The sequence below is a fragment of the Legionella shakespearei DSM 23087 genome, assembly GCF_000373765.1.
Lineage (GTDB): Bacteria > Pseudomonadota > Gammaproteobacteria > Legionellales > Legionellaceae > Legionella > Legionella shakespearei.
Window position 1 is genome coordinate 1 of record NZ_KB892404.1, and the last position, 18,903, is coordinate 18,903.

An 18,903-nucleotide genomic window follows, 5' to 3' on the forward strand; every position below is an offset into this window, starting at 1 on the left:
ATGGACGGAGCGGGGTTAAATCTATGTTATTTATGGCAGCTATGGCGGCCAGACGCTCTAACTCGTCATTGAAAACATTTTTTAATCAGCTTATTTCCGCTGGAAAGAAAAAAATGGTGGCATTAACTGCTTTAATGCGGAAAATCATTGTTATTGCTAATGCCAGAGTGAGAGATGCAGGAACGAAGTTAAATGTGTCAAATTAGGCAAATTTAAATCATTGAAAATATGTTCTGAAACATAGTTGATCTCCAAATACTGGCACTATGCCGATTGTGGGAGATCCTTCGCGCAAAAAGACGCGCTCGGGACGACGTGGATCGGGTGTAGAAGAGAGTAAGGTACCTGCAGCATTGTAGCCCGTATTAGGCGCCAGCCGTAATACGGGAATGAGTTCATTTCCACTCCGATCCCGTATTACGGCTGGCGCCTAATACGGGCTACGAAATCCAGATACACCTTTACTTTGCTGCTGCCCTTGACTGCATCAACTTTTTAACAACGGCCTGATCTGAAAACACATATTTTTCTGAGCCTATTTGCTGGTAGGCTTCATGCCCTTTTCCAGCGATCAGAACGATGTCATTTTCATTGGCTTCACTGAGGGCGAATGCGATGGCCTCTTCCCGGTTAATTAATCGTGTGACCTGCTTGGAAGTTGTTATTCCCTGAGCAATATCATCGACAATCAATTCAGGATCTTCACTGCGCGGGTTATCGCTGGTGATTATTATTTTATCTGCATACAAACTGGCCGCTTTACCCATTATTGGGCGTTTGGTTTTATCTCTGTCGCCACCGCAGCCAAACACAACCCATAGCTGGCCTTTCTTCAGTTGACTCAAGGTAGTCAGTACGTTTTCCAATGCATCAGGTGTATGAGCATAATCAACGAGCACGTAAGGAGAGGTGGCCACTATTTCCATACGTCCGGGAGCTGCATGCAATTGCGTCATAACGTCAATCACATGTTCCGGATCATAACCACTGGCTAACAAACTGCTGAACACCGCCAGAGTATTATAAATATTAAATTGGCCTAACGCTTTAATCTTCAGTTGATGAGCTCCCCAGGGAGAACGGACTTCAATTTCAGTTCCATCAATAGCTGTGTGCCATTTAATCGCTTTTATATCCGCATCATGATCCAGGCCGTAGGTAAGTTTGGTCACGCGGGGTTTTACAGCATCCATCATTACTTGTTGGTATTCGTCATCTTTGTTAATAATGGCGCAACTTAGGGAGTCGCGTGAGAATAATAATGCCTTGGCAGCAGCATAAGCTTCCATTGTATGATGATAATCCAAATGATCCAGGGTCAGATTGGTGAATAAAGCCTGATTAAATTCGATGCCGTCTACACGATGTTGACTTAAGGCATGGGATGAAACTTCCATACACACGTGTTTAATGCCTTGATTTTTGTATTCATATAATAATTTTTGCAGGCAAAGTGCATCAGGTGTTGTGTTGTCCAGTAGTTTTAGCTCATTCACATCGCCCTGTCCTATAGTACCAATGTATGCCGTTTTCTTGCCCAGCAAGGAATGAGCCTGAGCCAATTGATAGGCTATGGTCGTTTTCCCATTGGTGCCAGTGACGCCGGAAATCGTTAATGATTCGCCGGGGTTACCGTAAAATCGTTTTGCTAATAATGCCAATTGTTCTGCTAAATGTTCTATGGCCACACACGGAATTGATGTGGGTAATACTACTGAATCCGGTACATTCAGAGGATCATAAACAACAGCCACAGCACCGGCAGAAACAGCTTTACCTATAAACAAGCGACCATCAGCAGCAGCTCCGGGATAAGCAATGAACAAGTCTCCGGGCTGAACCTTACGGCTGTCATTTTTAATATCATTAATAGTGCAATCAGCTACTTCCTGTTTAAGCCAAGGCTTTAATAATTGAATAAGTTCCACTGATTTATCCTCTATTCTATTTAGTGTAGCCCGTATTAGCGAAGCGTAATACGGGAAATTGCCACTTCGATCCTGTATTACGCTCCGCTAATACAGGCTACAAGTTCTAACCAAGTCTATCCCACTTGCTCATCAGTCGGTACGTTAAATAATCTTAGTGCACCCCCCATAACTTTTGCAAATAAGGGAGAAGCCACCGCTGCCGCGTAGTATCCCTTGCGAGAGGGTTCATGAATCACCACTACCACCACAAAACGGGGTTTGGAAACAGGAGCTATGCCGATAAAGCTTGAGGTATATTTTCTTTCTTTATAACCGTTCTTTCCTGCCACTCGAGCCGTACCTGTTTTTCCGGCAACCCGGTATCCAGGGACTCTGGCACTTTTACCAGTACCATCCATCACAGCTTCCATCATGGCCAACACTTGTTCTGCTGTTTTAGGTTGCATCACTTGTTCACCAGGAGAAACCGTATCATTATGGATTAGGGTGACCGGCATGATTCGCCCTTTATTGGCAAAAATCAAACTTGCCTTGGCTAATTGCAAGGCAGTTACTGATACGCCATAACCAAAGCCCAGAGTAGCTAACACGAAGGGATTAGCATCTTTGGCTTTAACGATGGAGCCTTCACTTTCACCTGGATATGCACTTTCTGTGCGTTGGCCAAAGCCACTGCGCTGTAATAAACCAATCAATTGTTCCGGCGGGCTTGCCAAAACCATTTTAGTAACACCTACGTTACTGGAATGCTGCAATACTCCGGTAACATCCAAAACCCCGTAATTATGCACATCACGTACCGTATGCCCATGCACGGACATCCAGCTGGGGTTAGTGTCAATAATGGTATCGGGAGTAAATAAGCCGGTTTCCAAAGCGCTGGCAATACTAAAGGGTTTAATTACTGAACCCGGCTCAAAGGTATCTGTTAAAGCACGGTTTCTGTAAGTATCCCTGTCATAACGTCCTCGTGAATTGGGGTTGTACGAGGGGTAATTGGCTATAGCCAAAATTTCTCCATTCTCAGCGTCAACTACGACCACAGATCCTGATTTGGCAGCAAATTCCTCTACAGTTTTATTCAGCTCGCTGTAGGCAAGATATTGTAAACGCCGGTCTATACTTAATGGTAATTCATGCCCAGGCCGTGGTTCTTTTACTACTCCCAACTCTTCGATGACACGCCCTGTACGATCTTTTATCACCCGTTTCTTGCCCACCACACCCATTAACCAATCCTGATAGGCTAATTCGATTCCTTCCAATCCTTGATCATCCACGTTAGTAAAACCCAGTAATTGGGAAATGCTGTCGGAATCAGGGTAATAACGTTTAAATTCTTTTTGAAAATTTATTCCGGGTATTTTCAATGCTTCAATTTTTTTTGAAAGCATGGGGGGGAGTTGTCGTTGTAAATACAGGAACTCTCTATTCTGGGCTTGTACTACCTTTCTGCTTAATTCTTTGGGGGATAAATTTAAGTATTTGGCTAATTGCATGAACTGTGGTTCATCGGGAGAAAACTCTTTGGGATTCACCCAGACGGATTCAACCGGAGTACTTACCGCCAGTGGTGTGCCATGTCTGTCAGTAATCATTCCTCTGTAAGCAGGTATGTCTATAACTCTTAAACTGCGGGCATTACCTTGGCCTTGCAAGAATTGTCTGTGCAACACGGTAAGGTCAACCATTCGCCAGATTAAGACGATCAAGAGAAGGGAAAAAAAAACAGCTACAGTTACAAGTCGGGCAAAATGGCCTGTTTTTTTCATGGTTCACTATCCAAAAATAGTATTTTGAAGCACAAAGGTTATTTTACTGTGCAAGAATTCGTTGGGTGTGCAGTGTACATGAAGCCTCAAAATTTTTCGAGATGAATTTTCCATATACCTCAGAAGCCTGGGTATATGGTTTAAGTTCATAGCGTTACTGCATATTTCTTCAACGGATTGAAGAGTTGTGTTCATTGTGCATGTAGCAGAAAAGTATTTTTAGGTGTTGGCAAAGTCATTCCCATCTTTTCTGTTGCCAGTTCTTGAACTCGTGCCGGGGTAGCCAGACTGGCTTGCTCGAGTAATAACTGGCCCCATTGCAATTGGAAAAAATGAGATTGCTGCTCTTCCTGCTCAACCAGGCTAAAAGTTGAACGGTAGGCGTTAGTGCTATAGATCACTGCAAAGGCACTTACCAACACAGCTGCTAATAATACTATCAACATATATATTGATTTTGACATGTGCATATCTGCCAATTGACCATTGAATAAGTTACCCTGATTAATTACCTTTGCTGCAGCATTCATGCTAATTTCTCCCCTATTCTAAGCACTGCACTTCTAGCCCTTACATTTTCTTTTACTTCATCATCCTGCGGCATTACTGCTTTACCTACCCTCTTAAATCCTGTTTTCATTTCTTCGTATTTCACTGGAACTTCAGGCGGCGGCTGATTTCCTTTTTCTTTGTCACGCATGAACTGTTTTACTATCCTGTCTTCCAGGGAGTGGAAACTGATTACTGCAAGACGCCCGCCTGGAGCCAAAACATCCAGGCACTGTTCCAGACAACTGCTTAAATCAGTTAATTCCTGATTCACATGAATGCGAATCGCCTGAAAAACACGGGTAGCCGGGTGTTTGTGTTTTTCCCACTTTGGGTTCGCTTCTTTAACTATTTCAGCCAGTTCCAGAGTGGTCATGATAGGTTTGGCTTTACGAGCTTCAACAATTGCTCTGGCTATCCTGCCTGCAAACCGTTCTTCACCGTAGGTTCTGAAAATAGCTGCCATTTCATCGGCTTCTGCTTCATTAACGAATTTAGCGGCGCTGGTAGCCTGGGTTACATCCATTCTCATGTCCAGCGGACCCTGCTGCATAAAACTGAATCCTCTTTCGGGATTATCCAGTTGCGGCGAAGAGACTCCCAAATCCAGCAAAATGCCATCTACTGCGCCAAGAACGCCTGCATCTGCAGCGAAATCGCGAATTTGGGCAAATGAGCCATGAATAATATGAAAACGTTTATCCAGTCCGAAATTATCTTTAGCATGCTGAATTGCGTCTGTATCTTTATCTATGGCGAAAAGTGTTCCATCATCATTTAAATGATTCAAAATTTCCCGGCTGTGCCCGCCACGGCCAAAGGTTCCATCAAAATAGGTTCCATTGGCTTTTATGGCTAAACCTTTTATTGATTCATGTAATAAAACTGATTGATGCTTTGCCATTTAACTATCCATTACAGAGAAAACGTTTTCATTTCATCAGGTAATCCATCCGAACCGGAAGCTTCATCAGCCAGCCATTGTTCCCGCTTGGATTCCCAAAGTTCTTTATTCCAAACCTCAAATTTATTTCCCTGCCCTATCATCACGACATCTTTCTCGAGCTTTGCGTAATTGCGCAGAACAGTAGGTAAAAGCACCCTGCCATTGGCATCCACCTCGACGTCTGTTGCGTGACCTATCAACAGACGTTGTATTCGGCGTGCGGCCGCATTAAAACTGGGTAATTTCTGCAAATTGTCTTCAATCACCTGCCATTGTGCTGCTGTGTAGAGCAGTAAACAGGTTTCTTCGGTATCAATAGTCACCACCAAAGGGATTTTCTCGTCCGCCCCCAGAGCGCTGCGATAGCGCGTAGGGATAGCGAGCCGCCCTTTTGTATCTATGGTGATGGTATTTATTCCACGAAACATAGTTTTCCCGAGTGAGAAGATTTAACTCCTCCCACAATTCTCCACTTTTTTATTATTTTACCCCACTTTTATACACTATAGGAACACATTTCTGCACCCGTCAAGCAAAAAACCCACTTTTTTGTTATTTTTTTGGCAGGTTGGGAGGATCGAATGAGATATTGGTTAATTAATAATCTAAACGAAATAATTGAGAGCAATTAGGAATGAAAAATAAAAATGATCGTACACATCGTTGTATTAGTCCGATCTACGTCGTCCTGAGCGCGTCTTTTTTGCGCGAAGGATCTCCAAATACTGGCACCATGCCGCTTTCAGGAGATCCTTCGCGCAAAAAAGACGCGCTCAGGACGACGTGGATCGGGTAATGGCAAAGATATGTAGAAGAATCAGCTGATTGCAGCCGGGATGGTGCCACTTCGATCCCGGTTGCAAGCAACCGGGCTACAAACTGTTCCGCTTCCTCACGGTCGCGGCTCGGATTGCAATGTGCCACTGCTGAGAGCTACTGAGAGCTATATGTTAATTTGCACTACCTGAATCAGACTGGAGATTCATTAAGGCTGCCAGGCGGATGCCCTGTAAGACCAGGTCGGGAACCAAATGATCGTAGAGGCCTTGTTTGTCAAATAATGAAGCGAAGCCACCTGTTGCCAAGACCAAGGCTTTATCTCCGCCAAAAGAGTCTTGGTTAATCCTTTGAATTAATTCCTTACAGGCACCCAATACACCGTAATAAACTCCTGACTGGATGCTTTCAATGGTTGTGCGCCCTACTACTTGTTCTGTCTTGATGATTTCTACTGAAGGTAATTTGGCTGTGTTATTGGATAATGCATCTACCGACAAACGTACGCCGGGTAAAATCGCTCCGCCTAAATAGGCCTTTTGAGCGGTAATCACGCAAAAAGTAGTTGCGGTGCCAAAATCAATGACAATTATATTTTGATTGGGGTAACTGTGTGTCGCAGCAATTGCATTTGAAATCCTGTCAGCCCCTACTTCCACAGGATTGCGGTATTTGATATTCAAACCGGTTTTAACTCCTGCCTGGAGCAGAAAAGGTTCTGTTGCGAAATATTTCACGCAGGCGGAACGTAAGGAATAATCTACCTGAGGAACCACCGAACAAATACCGATTTTTTTGATTTGCTCAGGAGAACAGTTATTTTCACGCAAAACACTTTTTAAAAATATTCCCAGCTCATCAGAGGTACTGACTTTAGACGTGTGCCTAAAACGCAACTTAATTTCATCACCATCAAATACACCACCATAAATATGAGAATTCCCAACATCAATACATAAAATCATTATCTGTCTCTAAAATACAAAATGCAGGATAGTAAGTGCTGATATTAATATTATCAATAGTCACTGAGGGTTGAAGCATTAAATTTTAAAATAGACGTAGTCTTGATGCAGCAACAGCGAAATCAAGGCTACAGTTTTTATAAATCATTGTTATAGTCTTAGTGTACATGAGGCTGGAACGGACAAAAAAAAAGCCCTGCAATGATGCAGGGCAGTAGTGGAGATTCTTAATTATTAAACTGTATATTAGTATGGCTTAACGATAACACTAGTACCTATATCAATAAAATTCTGGTTCAACCATTTAGCTGCACTGGGTAAAACCCTGATACAACCATGACTTGCGTTATAGTTTGGTACTTCGTAAGCCGCATGTATCGAATATCCGCCGCTAAAGTGCATGCAATAAGGCATTTTGGCACCACCGCCAGTTTCGATTGGGTAAATACTGGAAGTACATTCCTCACCTTTCTTGGAATACACTTTGAAACTACCAGTAACCGTACGGCAACCTCTGCCTACGTCCTCACAAAAATCCTTACCTCCAGAAGCGCTTCCTGTATTTACTCTGTTCCCCTGAGCATCGTATGCTGCCCATGCAGTTGCCTTGGGATCAAAGATAAATACCTTTCTCCCCGTAGCTTCTCTTTTCTCCGGAAAGTAATTCGCACCTTTATGGTCTGACGCCATGCTCATAGTGTAATGAGTATAGCCCGCATCATCGACCACAGCCGTAGATCTATCCATGGAGGCACAAGAAGCCGCCAAGGCACAAACAGGAACTAACAGTAGTTGTTTTTTCACTTTATATCTCCCTCTTTTTTTTACTGTATCGGGAGATTTAAAAATAGGTTTAGTCTTTTTTATAATTTTTTTTTACTCTTTGTATTTTTTATAGTCTCTAAGCGCATTTAATAGGTCTTTTTGTGCCTCTTTTGGAACCATTGTGATTATAGACAACCCCAACTGCTCATCCGTACACTCAAAGCATCCTCCACGAGCTGGCATGGCATTAAAGCCCTCATCAGTGTGTTTAAAAAGAACATCAAAACCTTGTTTTAATCGCTCTTTCCAATCCCCAAGCTCACCCTTTCTTGGCGCACCTAAAGGAATCAATGGCTTTAAAGCATGGCAGTTAACACAAAAATGATTATAAATCTGCTCCCCTTCATCGGGAGCTCCTTTAATGGATTTTAAAAAATCCTGGGGATGATGGCTCTCGGTGTGCCCGGTGGAAAAAATCAAACAGACAATGATTATGTATCCAAATGTTCTGGCTATACATTTCAAAGACTTAAGCAGGTAGACAGCAAAACAGTCTCTCATGTTATACTCCTCATCATTGGCGCAAAAATTGCATGGACAAGTCATCTCAAACAAATTGAGTGACAATACAAAGGGGTTACTGTTGTGAAAAAGAGCATACTAAGCGTTTTCATTTTTTTTGCAAGCATCTGTGTCGCTTATAGCGATGCGGTTCAATCCCTTGAATTATTAAAAAATAAAATTGAAGCTCATGTGCTTAATGAACTGGCTACCTTCTCCGAAGGAAAAGTTTTGGTTCGTGCTGACAGTCTTGATCCGCGTCTCAACCTGAAAGCCTGCGCGGAAGAGCAACTGGAAATCTTTAATCCCTACCAGACTCCCATGCTTAATACTAATACTATGGGTATCAAATGTATGGAAGAAACCAACCATTGGACTTTATACGTACCCGTTAAAATCAGTGTTTTTAAGACAGTATTGGTAGCCAAACGTGCTCTGGTTAAAGGAAGCCGTATCCGTAGTGAGGACATTTATGCCATGGAGATGGATGCACAAAAACTAAAGCAAGGGTATTTTACTGAAACTAATGAGTTGGTAGGATTGGTTTGTAAGCATGATATCCAACCTAATAGTGCCTTAAATCCGTTTAATATCGAATTAGCAAAACTGGTACATCGTGGCGAACAGGTTACTATAGTCGCCTCTGATAATAATTTGACGGTCAGCATGGACGGGATTGCCATGAATGATGGAATCCTGGGTGACACCGTGAATGTAAAGAATCTTTCTTCAAAACGAGTTTTGGAAGCACAGGTATCTGGAAAAAAGAGAGTCAAAGTGGTTTTGTGATACGCTGACTGGTTTTTTAGCGTTCTAAAACTAAGCTTCGGTTAAAAATTAACCGAAATTTACTAAAGATTTTGCAAAAGGAGCCGATAAACATGTTAAACGCGCTTGAGGATATATTTATGGTTCACCAAATCAATGATGCTGGCAATATAAAACATATTGAGCCAGATAATCGCCTGAAGGCAAAACAAAATGAAACTGCACCTGCGGCTGCAGATCATAGTGCCATGCATGATAGCGTTAACCTGAGTGCTACCTCAAAGCAGCTTGAAGCTTTGAAGGCTTCCCTGCAGGATATTCCTGAAATTAATGAAGCACGTGTCGCTTATTTTAAAGCTGAAATCCAGTCTGGAAATTATCAGATTCACAGTGACAAAATAGCGATGAATATGCTAAACAATACTGAAATGGCTTAATGGTTTAGGAAGATTTAATGAATAATAACAATAATAATGCGAAAACACTGGCAGGCTATTTGGAACAGGAAATCAATTGGGTAGAAGCATTGAATACTCTGCTTGCTGAGGAAAGAACAATTCTGGAAGCTAGCCAGTTTGAACAATTAGAACCTCTTGCAGACAAGAAACACGAGTTATCTTCAAAGCTTGAAGAAAGTGCCAGGCAACGGATGGAGTTAATACATCATTCTGACACAAATACATCTTCTGCCGTATCTTTGAATGAATTTTTGCAAGGCTGCAGTAATTCAGAAGCAATTCACATCAATCAGTTACATGAAAAGCTGGTTACAAGTCTGGCAACCTGCCGTAGTTTAAATACCATAAACGGCCAGGTAATCGCCAGCAATCTTCACACCCGTCAACAAATTGTCAATGCCCTGTCAGGAAACAATGCAGAAGCAGTTAGTGTATATACAGCCAACGGTAATTTAAAATCATCAAATGACAACAGCCATCATCAGGAAGCGTGATTTGTAGAGCAAATCCATGCAGCTGTCTCATCTCTCATCTTCGGGAAGTGGCAAAGCGAGTGTAGCCCGTATTAGGCGCCAGCCGTAATACGGGAATCAGTTCATTGCCACTTCGATCCCGTATTACGGCTACGCCTAATACGGGCTACACGGTCGGATTTGCGTGCAAGCCTTTCGCGCAAGATGCACCAAATACGCCCGTTCAGCGCATACGAAGGGCGCCGTCGAGGCGTATCACTTCTCCGTTGATCATCCCATTCTCAATAATATGTCCCACCAAAGAAGCAAATTCATCAGGACGTCCTAATCGTTTAGGAAAAGTAACCGTAGCGGCAAGACCGTCTTGCACATCCTGTGGCATATTTAACAGTAAGGGGGTTGCTATTAACCCCGGAGCAATAGTATTCACCCTGATGGCGAACTGAGCCAGCTCTCTTGCCGCTGGCAGGGTCATGGCAACAATTCCTCCCTTGGACGCACTGTATGCGGCCTGCCCGATTTGCCCTTCGAATGCGGCTATGGATGCGGTGTTAATGATGACACCTCGCTCCTGTGACTTAGGCTCTAATTCTGCAAGAGACATAGCATGTGCTGCTACGCGCATTACATTGAAGGTTCCGATCAGGTTTACATCAATTACCTGCTTGAATGCTGCGAGAGGCATGGCTCCCTCTTTACCAACAATGCGCTTTGCTGGAGCAATTCCTGCGCAATTGATGCAGACTCTTGGAACGCCCAGGTCATTAATGGTCTTTTTCATAGCCATTTCTACCGATTCATCACTGGTCACATCGCAATGAATGAATAAATCAGCTTCACTTTGCTTGTCTTCCTGTTTATCCCATACTACAACACTCATTCCGCGCTGCTTTAAATACTCTACACAGGCCTTACCCATGCCTGAAGCACCGCCAGTAACCAAGGCAATTTGATTATCAAAGTTCATTTATTATCCTTTTTAATTTCTATTTCATCAAACACTTAACTTTATCTTAAGGAAGAAGCCATATAATGTAAACATAGAGAATATGGGGGTATTCATCATGGCTAATGATTCTTTAAATTTAAAATATACTGGTTACAGTAAATTTTTTACAAATATAGCGAAAATCCGCAACGAAATTAAAGCGGTGAGAGGATCTGCGAATATGTCCGTGTTCACTGAGGCTGACGCAAGAGAAATTGGCCGAGGCAAGAGTTATGCCGTATTTCCAGAGTTAATCAAGGATGTTGACGAGGGTCGTACGATAACTATTGAATCATTCAAAACTGCCTTGACTGACAGAGGCATAACCAATACTGAATTTCAAAATAAAATCCTTTACCTGGTTTTGCAAAACAGAGCAGGTATTCATTATCCTCTGGGTAACATTGTTAACTCTTTACTTCTTGAAAATGGCCACCAGTTGCTAATGAATCGCAATTATAACGTGGCGCTTAAAGTCAACTCCTCTAATGAAATTACTTTGGTTTTTAAGGGAGTTTGGGAAGATTTTACCCAAGACCCCAGGGTGCCTGCAATTGAGGCCGATGTAGAGGTGAAAATCACACCTGAGAAGGCAGAAATAATCAACTTTCATTTAACAAAAATTGCTGATACAGAACAAGCTAATAATGGCTTTCAATTCCTTCAGGAAAATCATCAAAACATCCTGTCCAAATTGATTACTTATCTTAGGGATATGCTGGGCTTTGATACTGGACGCACTTTGGAAAGCAAGGAAGACTATGTAGAGGAAAGTCACCCTGCCCCTTAATGATTACTGGTGTTGACTCCGCTCTCTCTCGGTTTGTCTGAGGGAGCCAGGGGTTCAGGTCAGAAACACTGTTTCTGCCATTATAACGGTTCCGCTTCCTGACGGTCGCGGCTCGGTTTCCGTGCGTTCGTATTGACCTCATCGTGCACCAGAAACCGAGCCGCGACCGTCAGGAAGCGGAATTTTTGTTGTGGCACAGAGCATGATTTAGTACGTGGGTTTCGATTATTGTAGAAACTCTTTGCTCAGTGCTTTGAAATCGGGGCTTCCTGCGTGTCTTAGCCATTCAAAGAACACCATTTCTGCGGTTATCAGATGAATGCCCGCTTGCTTCATGCGTTTTAAGCCGTATTTCAAATCCATTTCGTTGCGGCTGCTTACTGCATCAACTACTACAAACACATCAAAACCGGACTCTTTCACTTCCATAGCCGTTTGTAATACGCAAACGTGGGCTTCAATGCCAATAACTACTAATTGTTTTTTGTTATATGCCTGCAAGTGCTGGACGTATTCAGGTTGCTGCATGCAAGAAAAATGCATCTTTTCGATACACTCCTGAGTGGAAAAATAAGGACGGTGTTGCTCTATGGTATGTCCCAGACCTTTTGGATATTGTTCACTGGCCAATACCGGGACATTCATTTTATTCGCCAGTTTTAAAAGCCATTCGCAACGCGCAATAAAAGCCTCGTGATTCAATACATGAGGTACTAATTTTTCCTGTACATCCACCAGGAGCAAAACAGAATCTTCTCGTTTAAGTAACATGCCTGTCCCTAAAAAATTAATGAATAGTAACCTTAAGCTAAAAGCCTGATGAGATACAAGGTATCTTTAATAATATCCGATCCACGTCGTCCTGAGCGCGTCCTTTTGCGCGAAGAACCTCCCGCAAGCGGCATGGTGCCAATACAGGGAGATCCTTCGCGCAAAAAGACGCGCTCAGGACGACGTGAGTTCGGAGGGAAGTTGCTCCGGAATAGCACAGTGCGTAGCCCGGTCTGCTTGCAGCCGGACTCGAGGTGACACCATCCCGGCTGCAAGCAGACCGGGCTACGGACCGTGCCTTCCTTATAATGCTGCAATATCTATAGTTTTCATTTTGACATCCATTTGCTTATTGCCGCGCAGGATGGACAGAGTAACCTCTTCCCCTACTTTAATTTCCGTCAGCATGTTATAGAGAACATCATAGTCAGGCACGGGATGCGCATTAACAGCGACGATTACATCTCCCATCACAATACGCCCCCATTGATCTCTGTGCGTGCCACGCAATTTTAATTTCGCAGCAGGCGTATTGGGCACTACATCAGCAATAAGTATCCCCTTCTTTACACCAAGCCTTTTAGCCACATTAGGTTCAATTCTCTGGATACCGATGCCCGACAAAACTACCCTGCCATTTTTAATAATCTGAGTGACAATGCGTTCAATATCATCTGCCGGAACCGCAAAGCCAATTCCTGCTGAAGCACCGGAACGTGAATAAATCATTGTGTTAAGACCAATTAATTGACCGGCACTATTTAACAGAGGACCACCTGAATTACCCGGATTAATAGGCGTATCGGTCTGAATCATATTGTGGATAGTGACCCCGCCAATACCAGGAACCTGTCTGCCCAGAGCAGAAATAACCCCTTTGGATAAACTATGATCCAGCCCAAAAGGATTACCTATAGCAATAGCTTTTTGCCCAACGATCAAATCATTTAAATGAACTATTTCAAAAGGTTTATATGATTTCAGATAAGCCAAGGCCTGAGGTGATTTAATTTGCAGTACCGCAATGTCTTTACGCGGCTCTGCACCAATAACCTTTGCCGGTACAGTCATATTACCTAAAGTAATAGCCAAATCATCAGCACCATTAATTACATGGAAATTGGTTACTATATGACCTTGAGCATCCCATATAATTCCAGATCCAGCGCCATCAGGTACCTTCATTTTTTGTAAAGAACGGTGAGATACAGTTGCCAGACGGTGAACGTACACAACTTTGGGTGAGGCGTTTTGGAACACCGTTACGGTATTGCGCTCATCAGGAAGGAGTGAATCCAAATTTAAACTGAAAGCAGGTTTGAACAGAATAAAACTTAAAATAAAAGCTATAAAATACACATTATGTTTCTTCATCATCTTCGTTATACTCCATACCAGCAACACCTGCAAATCGCTTACGGAACGCCTGGCGTGCTAATAATTTATCGATTACTGGTTGAGGAAAATCTGTAATAGTAATTATATTTTTATCCATTAAAATATCAATTACGTCTTCAAGTACGCGAATTAATTGTAAATCCGATTGTAAAAACTTTAAATGAAGTTCCTTGTCACAGCGCATTAAAAAATCAACAAACTCTGAACTATCAATATCAACCTGTTCTGTTACACCCTCAGTATCCTGGCTGTACACAGCACAAATTTGACCATCCGTATCACGTTTTATATAGACCACAGTTAATCCCTCAAATAGGCTTTGTTATAATTTTACAGATCAAGGCCTGTAGACCTTAAGAATAATTCAGACTAAAGTTCCCGCGCAAGTCAAAGACTTCGCAGGAACCATATTGTAATATACGACAGCATAGATGTCATCAATTAACTCAAAAGAATAATTTTTAAGCAAACATTAATCTTGAGTCGTTCTCTGAATCAGCATCCTCAGCGGAGTCATCATTTTTAGAGGTATCATAGGGATCATCATTATATACATCATCATCGCCATATACATCATCGTCGCCGTCACTTTTATCAGAATCATTCACGTCACTTTCAACATCATCCACATCATCGCGTGAAGCTTTTTCAATCTTTGACTGGTCGAAGGAAATACCTGTTGAGATATTAAAATACTGCAATAAAAACTGAATGGGAGCCAGGATCATCATTTTAAATGAGGATGTTCCTGCTTCAATGCTTTTTTTCGCAATATGCTCACTGTTCTCATTGTGGCGGATGTATATTTTTTCAAGCATTCCCGAATGCTGCTTATAAATATAATCCAGGCTTTCATTACGAGATTTTTCCTGCCCTAACAGATACTCCTGCAAGTCACCGTGCGTATCCCACAAGGAAGTTCTTCTCTGTTGCAAATGAGCCAGCTCGCTGTCGTAAAACTTGATTTCCTCGTCAATTTCCTGCTTTAAACGGTCACAGGCAGCTTTACGTTCAGCGGATATTTCCCCATCAACAATAGCGCCAGACTCTTTTAATGAAACCTGAGCATAACGATCTACCAATTGGGTTTTCTTACGTAAAATGTCCTCTATTTTATTATCAAGATACATAATGGCGTCTTTGTTCGCACCTAACACCTTATAGTGAGAGTCAAAACGTTTGTTACTCTGCATTTGTTCACGCATTTTTTCAAGCTCGCCTGCCTCTTGAGTAATAGCTATCCTTTGAGCTTCATCATTCAAGGTTTTGTCGCGACTTAACAATAATTGTCTGACAAAAGCAGATATAGCTACTACCGTACCAAATGCGGCCGCACAAATCAGGGCTATAGTCACAGGTTCCATAGTCAACTCCTTAGTGCAAATGAATCAATTGAGTATGTATTTCAATAGAAAAATACTGAATAAATGATTGGAATGAATTCACTTCCGGCCATAATTCTGCCTGATTAGACATTCGGCTCATTGCTGTTTCAAAGATTGGCTTATAATATTGATTAAGAAAGGGTTTGATTTCCCGGGTTTCAGGGAAGTTTTTCACCAGTACAGTAGCATTTTCAACAAGCTGAGACAGGCTGACTCGCTCCATGATATCAACCAATTCTTGCTCTTCATCTACTGATGATTTGATCCAGTTGAGCAACATGGTACGAGGTTTTATTACCAATAACTGCTTCCCTTCACTTATTGATGGTTCCATCAAAATGATATGAGAATGCAGCTCAAATTTAAAGCAGCACAAAAAGTCCAGGAAACTGGTTTCAATGTCATTACGCGCATTGACACCTAACCAACGGCTAATCTCATGACGAAACATAGTAGAAAAATGTTTTTGTATTTCGTTGAGTGTCGCTTCATCAGAATTTTGTTTCGTAATCACATAAGCAGTATTATCGGTTTGCAATTGCTTTAAATCAGGCAAGTCCTGTTCTGGTAATTGCGAAGCGAGAAAAGATAAAAAGACAGTGGTTGGCTTTAGCACCACTATTTCGGATTGTCCTTGATGCATGACGATCTCCTTGATTTAGTAAACTCATCCTGAGTACAAACTTAAAAAGAAATCTACGTCTCATCTTTAAAAATTTAAATATGTCTGCTTATCCAGTCTAATTTGACTAATCGGTACTTTCAATAGCAAACTGAGCTTTTTTTTACATACAGGTATTTTCTTATCCGCAGAAATGGCCGGTTTTGTTAAGTTCAGCTTGACAGATGTCCCTTTATCTATATGCTTCCTTTTTTATCTCAGAGTTATAGTCTATGAAGTTGCTGGGGAAAATTTTACTGGGCATATTTGCATTAATCCTATTTGCATCAGCCACCCTCTGGATCTTGGCAAAAAATATTAAGCCTGAAACCATCAAGCAATTAGTTAATGGTCAGATTACCGCAATCACTCATAAAAAGAGCCAAATCAACGGTGATATCTTTTGGCAAATTTTCCCAAGACCCGGACTGAAATTCAGTAACATTCAAATAGGTGATGAAAAGGCTAATGAAAATTATTTTTTAACTGCCGATACCTTGCTGTTCAATTTAAAAATAACCCCTTTGTTTAAAGGAGACTTTGTTTTTAGTGAAATTAATGTGGATGGCCTGAAGTTGCAAATAAATAAAGACGCAGCTCAAATTGCAGCCCCTGATGAAACAAAAATTAAAAATCCTCGTGAACTCTCTGCCCACCAGTTCGCTATCCAGAATTTATCCTTGAGCCATGGCCAAATCACTATTAACTCCAATGGGCATCGTACTACGTTTAAAAATATACAGGTGGCTATGGAGCAATTTAATTTGCAACAATACCCCTTCCCTATCCAATTAAAAGCAAGACTTATTGAAGCGGGACCATTATCTATAGCAAAAGCAAATATTAATTTTAAAGGCAGGCTGACTCTTGCTTCTACAGTAATTAACGAATTGCAAAAGGGGATTGTAAAATCTTCAGCAGAAGGACAACTCGCCGCTCAAAATATTTTACTTAACCAGTTCATTATTAAAAATGTTCATGCCACCGTTAAAACAGATAAAAGCGGCATTACGTTCAATCCCTTCACCCTGTCTCTTTACAATGGTGAGTCAGTTGGAGATATGAACTACAATATAGCCAACCAGCAAATCACGTTAAATCAAACAGCTACTAACCTTGATGGTAAACAATTGATGACAGCCCTGTCAGGTCGTGATTTAGTGAGCGGTACTCTGGATTACTCCATACATGCAACTGTACCGCTGCACAAGCCATTTATTGAAAGCATTAACAGTAAAGGCCATGTAACCATAAAAGATGGCCAAATCCATAACATCAATCTAAACCAACTGCTGACCAATCTTAAAGATAAATTGAATAATCTGACGTTGGGAAATTCACTACAGCAACAATCGATTAAAGCTGATGACTGGAACTCTGAAACAAGCAATATGGGCAGCACAGCGTTTAAGCTGGCCAATATTCAATATCAGGTACAAAATGGGCTAATGAACAGTGATACCCTGCTGCTCCAGACAGATACTTTGCAGGTTAATGGCCAGGGCTCGCTTAATTTAATAAACCAGGAGCTTAGCGCTAAATTAAAAGCAATATTGAATAGCAACAACAGCGACAGTTCCATGCAAAAACTCCAGCAGTCACTGGGCGGATCTTTTCCTCTGGAAATTTCAGGTACACTCACCCGCCCTCTAGTATTACCAGACTTTAAAGTAATTAACCCGCTGCTGGGTTCGTTACTTAAAAATACTTTGAAAAAGCCTGTTGATAAAATTAAAGGCCAACTGAAAGAACTACTCCATTGAGCGATTTGGCAGAGCAATTCAGCAAGCCCTTACTTGACTGGTATGACAAGCATGGACGTAAGGATTTACCCTGGCAAACGCCGCGCCATCCCTATAGGGTATGGATTTCTGAAATCATGCTGCAGCAAACCCAGGTGCAAACAGTCATTCCCTATTTTAACCGTTTTATGGATCGCTTCCCGACTGTTGAACTGTTAGCGCAAGCAGAAGAAGATGAAGTGCTTTCTTTGTGGTCGGGATTAGGCTATTACAGCCGGGCAAGAAATCTTCACCAGAGCGCTAAAGTCATCAGTGACAGTTATCAAGGTAATTTTCCGGAAGATCTTGATGAGCTGGTTCAATTACCGGGAATAGGCCCATCAACTGCGGCCGCTATTTTATCTCAAGCCTTTAATAAGCCCACTGCAATTATGGATGGCAATGTCAAAAGAGTTTTGGCGCGTTTTTTTATGATAAAAGGCTGGCCTGAGCAGGCGCAAGTCAAAAAAATAATGTGGGAACGTGCAAATGAATGCATGCCCTCTTATCGCTGTGCGGATTATACCCAGGCAATTATGGATATGGGAGCCACCTGCTGCACGTCAAAAAAGCCAGATTGCAGTAATTGCCCTCTTCAGGCTCATTGCCTGGCATTCAGGCATGGTGAACAAGATAACTATCCAACTAAAAAGATTAAAAAACCAGTGCCTGTTCAATACCAGCAATTTCTGGTTTTGCAGAATGATGAAGAGCAGATTTATCTTGAGAAAAGACCTCCTGCCGGTTTATGGGGTGGTTTATGGTGTTTACCTAGTCTGGAAAACGATGCGTCTCCTCTTGATTTCATTCATTATCATTACGCCTTGCATGGTGAAAATCCCAAACCACTTATTGCCTTTAAACATCGTTTTAGCCATTTCCATCTGGAAATTAATGCTTTGGCTATTAAAACCAAACCGGTGGGTAATAAAATTTCTGAAATGAATGGCAAATGGTTTACTAGAGAGCAATTGTCTTCATTGGGATTAGCAAAGCCTACGAGCCTTATTATGTCTCGGGTATTTTACGCTGAGACCTAATCCAACGAGCTATACCAGGCCAGTGCCCTAACAAAAATTCCGCTCCTTTACAGTCGCGGCTCGGTTTTCTGGTGCATGATGAAGTAAATACTAACGCACGAAAACCGAGCCGCGACCGTCAGGA

General features: G+C 42.0%; 20 protein-coding genes and 1 pseudogene. 7 read left to right on the top strand and 14 right to left on the bottom strand.

Translation table 11 applies throughout. The features are described 5' to 3' along the window. A pseudogene (locus tag B094_RS0108820) lies at positions 1-206 on the top strand (hypothetical protein); the annotation flags it as partial. A gap of 255 nt (positions 207-461) precedes the next feature. On the opposite strand, the gene B094_RS0108825 reads toward B094_RS0108820, so the two are convergent. The 8 genes from B094_RS0108825 to B094_RS0108860 all read right to left on the bottom strand — a co-directional run bounded on the left by B094_RS0108825 (position 462) and on the right by B094_RS0108860 (position 8,266). Continuing rightward, entirely contained in the window at positions 462-1,928 is a 1,467-nt protein-coding gene (locus tag B094_RS0108825; protein ID WP_018577443.1) for a UDP-N-acetylmuramoyl-L-alanyl-D-glutamate--2,6-diaminopimelate ligase, read from the bottom strand. 116 nt (positions 1,929-2,044) lie between these two features. Continuing rightward, the gene (locus B094_RS0108830) at positions 2,045-3,703 is read right to left on the bottom strand and encodes a peptidoglycan D,D-transpeptidase FtsI family protein (RefSeq protein ID WP_018577444.1); all 1,659 of its coding nucleotides are present in this window, start codon (positions 3,701-3,703) and stop codon (positions 2,045-2,047) included. A 191-nt stretch (positions 3,704-3,894) separates the two neighbouring features. Then, the gene (gene ftsL / locus B094_RS0108835) at positions 3,895-4,233 is read right to left on the bottom strand and encodes a cell division protein FtsL (RefSeq protein WP_018577445.1); all 339 of its coding nucleotides are present in this window, start codon (positions 4,231-4,233) and stop codon (positions 3,895-3,897) included. Beyond that, positions 4,230-5,156, bottom strand: a complete 927-nt coding sequence (gene rsmH, locus B094_RS0108840) for a 16S rRNA (cytosine(1402)-N(4))-methyltransferase RsmH (RefSeq protein WP_018577446.1) — start codon at positions 5,154-5,156, stop codon at positions 4,230-4,232. Before rsmH ends, ftsL begins: the two co-directional genes overlap by 4 nt. Before the next feature lie 11 nt (positions 5,157-5,167). Continuing rightward, on the bottom strand, positions 5,168-5,626 hold the full coding sequence (gene mraZ / locus B094_RS0108845; RefSeq protein WP_018577447.1) for a division/cell wall cluster transcriptional repressor MraZ: 459 nt from the start codon (positions 5,624-5,626) through the stop codon (positions 5,168-5,170). A gap of 522 nt (positions 5,627-6,148) precedes the next feature. After that, entirely contained in the window at positions 6,149-6,940 is a 792-nt protein-coding gene (locus B094_RS0108850; RefSeq protein ID WP_018577448.1) for a type III pantothenate kinase, read from the bottom strand. A 246-nt stretch (positions 6,941-7,186) separates the two neighbouring features. Further along, positions 7,187-7,744, bottom strand: a complete 558-nt coding sequence (locus B094_RS0108855; protein ID WP_018577449.1) for a L,D-transpeptidase — start codon at positions 7,742-7,744, stop codon at positions 7,187-7,189. Positions 7,745-7,816: 72 nt separating this feature from the next. Then, a complete protein-coding gene (locus tag B094_RS0108860; protein WP_018577450.1) occupies positions 7,817-8,266 on the bottom strand; it encodes a c-type cytochrome in 450 nt (149 codons plus the stop codon). Between the two features lie 84 nt (positions 8,267-8,350). Between B094_RS0108860 and flgA the strand changes: the two genes are divergently transcribed. The 3 genes from flgA to B094_RS0108875 all read left to right on the top strand — a co-directional run bounded on the left by flgA (position 8,351) and on the right by B094_RS0108875 (position 9,986). Continuing rightward, entirely contained in the window at positions 8,351-9,055 is a 705-nt protein-coding gene (gene flgA, locus B094_RS0108865; protein ID WP_018577451.1) for a flagellar basal body P-ring formation chaperone FlgA, read from the top strand. Positions 9,056-9,147: 92 nt separating this feature from the next. Then, positions 9,148-9,471: a flagellar biosynthesis anti-sigma factor FlgM gene (gene flgM / locus B094_RS0108870; protein WP_018577452.1), complete on the top strand. Its 324-nt coding sequence runs from the start codon at positions 9,148-9,150 to the stop codon at positions 9,469-9,471. Positions 9,472-9,488: 17 nt separating this feature from the next. Beyond that, positions 9,489-9,986: a flagella synthesis protein FlgN gene (locus B094_RS0108875; RefSeq protein ID WP_018577453.1), complete on the top strand. Its 498-nt coding sequence runs from the start codon at positions 9,489-9,491 to the stop codon at positions 9,984-9,986. 202 nt (positions 9,987-10,188) lie between these two features. Here the strand turns inward: B094_RS0108875 and B094_RS0108880 are convergent, their stop codons facing one another. Then, complete coding sequence (locus B094_RS0108880) at positions 10,189-10,932, bottom strand: SDR family NAD(P)-dependent oxidoreductase (RefSeq protein WP_018577454.1); 744 nt, start codon at positions 10,930-10,932, stop codon at positions 10,189-10,191. Positions 10,933-11,029: 97 nt separating this feature from the next. On the opposite strand from B094_RS0108880, the gene B094_RS0108885 reads away from it, so the two are divergent. Next, a complete protein-coding gene (locus tag B094_RS0108885; RefSeq protein WP_156412807.1) occupies positions 11,030-11,743 on the top strand; it encodes a hypothetical protein in 714 nt (237 codons plus the stop codon). 225 nt (positions 11,744-11,968) lie between these two features. On the opposite strand, the gene B094_RS0108890 is transcribed toward B094_RS0108885, so the two are convergent. The 5 genes from B094_RS0108890 to B094_RS0108910 form a co-directional block, all read right to left on the bottom strand. Beyond that, positions 11,969-12,514: an isochorismatase family protein gene (locus tag B094_RS0108890; protein WP_018577456.1), complete on the bottom strand. Its 546-nt coding sequence runs from the start codon at positions 12,512-12,514 to the stop codon at positions 11,969-11,971. 303 nt (positions 12,515-12,817) lie between these two features. Then, complete coding sequence (locus tag B094_RS0108895; protein ID WP_018577457.1) at positions 12,818-13,891, bottom strand: S1C family serine protease; 1,074 nt, start codon at positions 13,889-13,891, stop codon at positions 12,818-12,820. After that, the gene (locus B094_RS0108900) at positions 13,875-14,210 is read right to left on the bottom strand and encodes a hypothetical protein (protein ID WP_018577458.1); all 336 of its coding nucleotides are present in this window, start codon (positions 14,208-14,210) and stop codon (positions 13,875-13,877) included. The genes B094_RS0108895 and B094_RS0108900 overlap by 17 nt, the downstream gene beginning before the upstream one ends. 163 nt (positions 14,211-14,373) lie before the next feature. Beyond that, complete coding sequence (locus B094_RS0108905; protein ID WP_018577459.1) at positions 14,374-15,276, bottom strand: hypothetical protein; 903 nt, start codon at positions 15,274-15,276, stop codon at positions 14,374-14,376. A gap of 10 nt (positions 15,277-15,286) precedes the next feature. After that, on the bottom strand, positions 15,287-15,940 hold the full coding sequence (locus B094_RS0108910) for a hypothetical protein (RefSeq protein ID WP_018577460.1): 654 nt from the start codon (positions 15,938-15,940) through the stop codon (positions 15,287-15,289). Between the two features lie 251 nt (positions 15,941-16,191). Here B094_RS0108910 and B094_RS0108915 point away from each other — a divergent pair, with 251 nt between their 5' ends. After that, positions 16,192-17,721 (top strand): AsmA family protein, encoded by a 1,530-nt coding sequence (locus B094_RS0108915; RefSeq protein WP_018577461.1) that lies wholly within the window; start codon positions 16,192-16,194, stop codon positions 17,719-17,721. Then, positions 17,718-18,779 carry an A/G-specific adenine glycosylase gene (gene mutY, locus B094_RS0108920; protein WP_018577462.1) on the top strand — a complete coding sequence of 354 codons (1,062 nt, stop codon included), beginning with the start codon at positions 17,718-17,720 and terminating at the stop codon, positions 18,777-18,779. Before B094_RS0108915 ends, mutY begins: the two co-directional genes overlap by 4 nt. Positions 18,780-18,903 lie beyond the last annotated feature (124 nt).

What these genes read in the sequence shown, in the direction of transcription:
- B094_RS0108910 (WP_018577460.1), bottom strand. Translation starts at nt 15,940, where the DNA reads ATGCATCAAGGACAATCCGAAATAGTGGTGCTAAAGCCAACCACTGTC.
- B094_RS0108915 (WP_018577461.1), top strand. Translation starts at nt 16,192, where the DNA reads ATGAAGTTGCTGGGGAAAATTTTACTGGGCATATTTGCATTAATCCTA.
- B094_RS0108830 (WP_018577444.1), bottom strand. Translation starts at nt 3,703, where the DNA reads ATGAAAAAAACAGGCCATTTTGCCCGACTTGTAACTGTAGCTGTTTTT.
- B094_RS0108885 (WP_156412807.1), top strand. Translation starts at nt 11,030, where the DNA reads ATGGCTAATGATTCTTTAAATTTAAAATATACTGGTTACAGTAAATTT.
- B094_RS0108860 (WP_018577450.1), bottom strand. Translation starts at nt 8,266, where the DNA reads ATGAGAGACTGTTTTGCTGTCTACCTGCTTAAGTCTTTGAAATGTATA.
- mraZ (WP_018577447.1), bottom strand. Translation starts at nt 5,626, where the DNA reads ATGTTTCGTGGAATAAATACCATCACCATAGATACAAAAGGGCGGCTC.
- B094_RS0108850 (WP_018577448.1), bottom strand. Translation starts at nt 6,940, where the DNA reads ATGATTTTATGTATTGATGTTGGGAATTCTCATATTTATGGTGGTGTA.
- B094_RS0108895 (WP_018577457.1), bottom strand. Translation starts at nt 13,891, where the DNA reads ATGATGAAGAAACATAATGTGTATTTTATAGCTTTTATTTTAAGTTTT.
- B094_RS0108880 (WP_018577454.1), bottom strand. Translation starts at nt 10,932, where the DNA reads ATGAACTTTGATAATCAAATTGCCTTGGTTACTGGCGGTGCTTCAGGC.
- B094_RS0108905 (WP_018577459.1), bottom strand. Translation starts at nt 15,276, where the DNA reads ATGGAACCTGTGACTATAGCCCTGATTTGTGCGGCCGCATTTGGTACG.
- B094_RS0108875 (WP_018577453.1), top strand. Translation starts at nt 9,489, where the DNA reads ATGAATAATAACAATAATAATGCGAAAACACTGGCAGGCTATTTGGAA.
- ftsL (WP_018577445.1), bottom strand. Translation starts at nt 4,233, where the DNA reads ATGAATGCTGCAGCAAAGGTAATTAATCAGGGTAACTTATTCAATGGT.
- flgM (WP_018577452.1), top strand. Translation starts at nt 9,148, where the DNA reads ATGTTAAACGCGCTTGAGGATATATTTATGGTTCACCAAATCAATGAT.
- rsmH (WP_018577446.1), bottom strand. Translation starts at nt 5,156, where the DNA reads ATGGCAAAGCATCAATCAGTTTTATTACATGAATCAATAAAAGGTTTA.
- B094_RS0108890 (WP_018577456.1), bottom strand. Translation starts at nt 12,514, where the DNA reads ATGTTACTTAAACGAGAAGATTCTGTTTTGCTCCTGGTGGATGTACAG.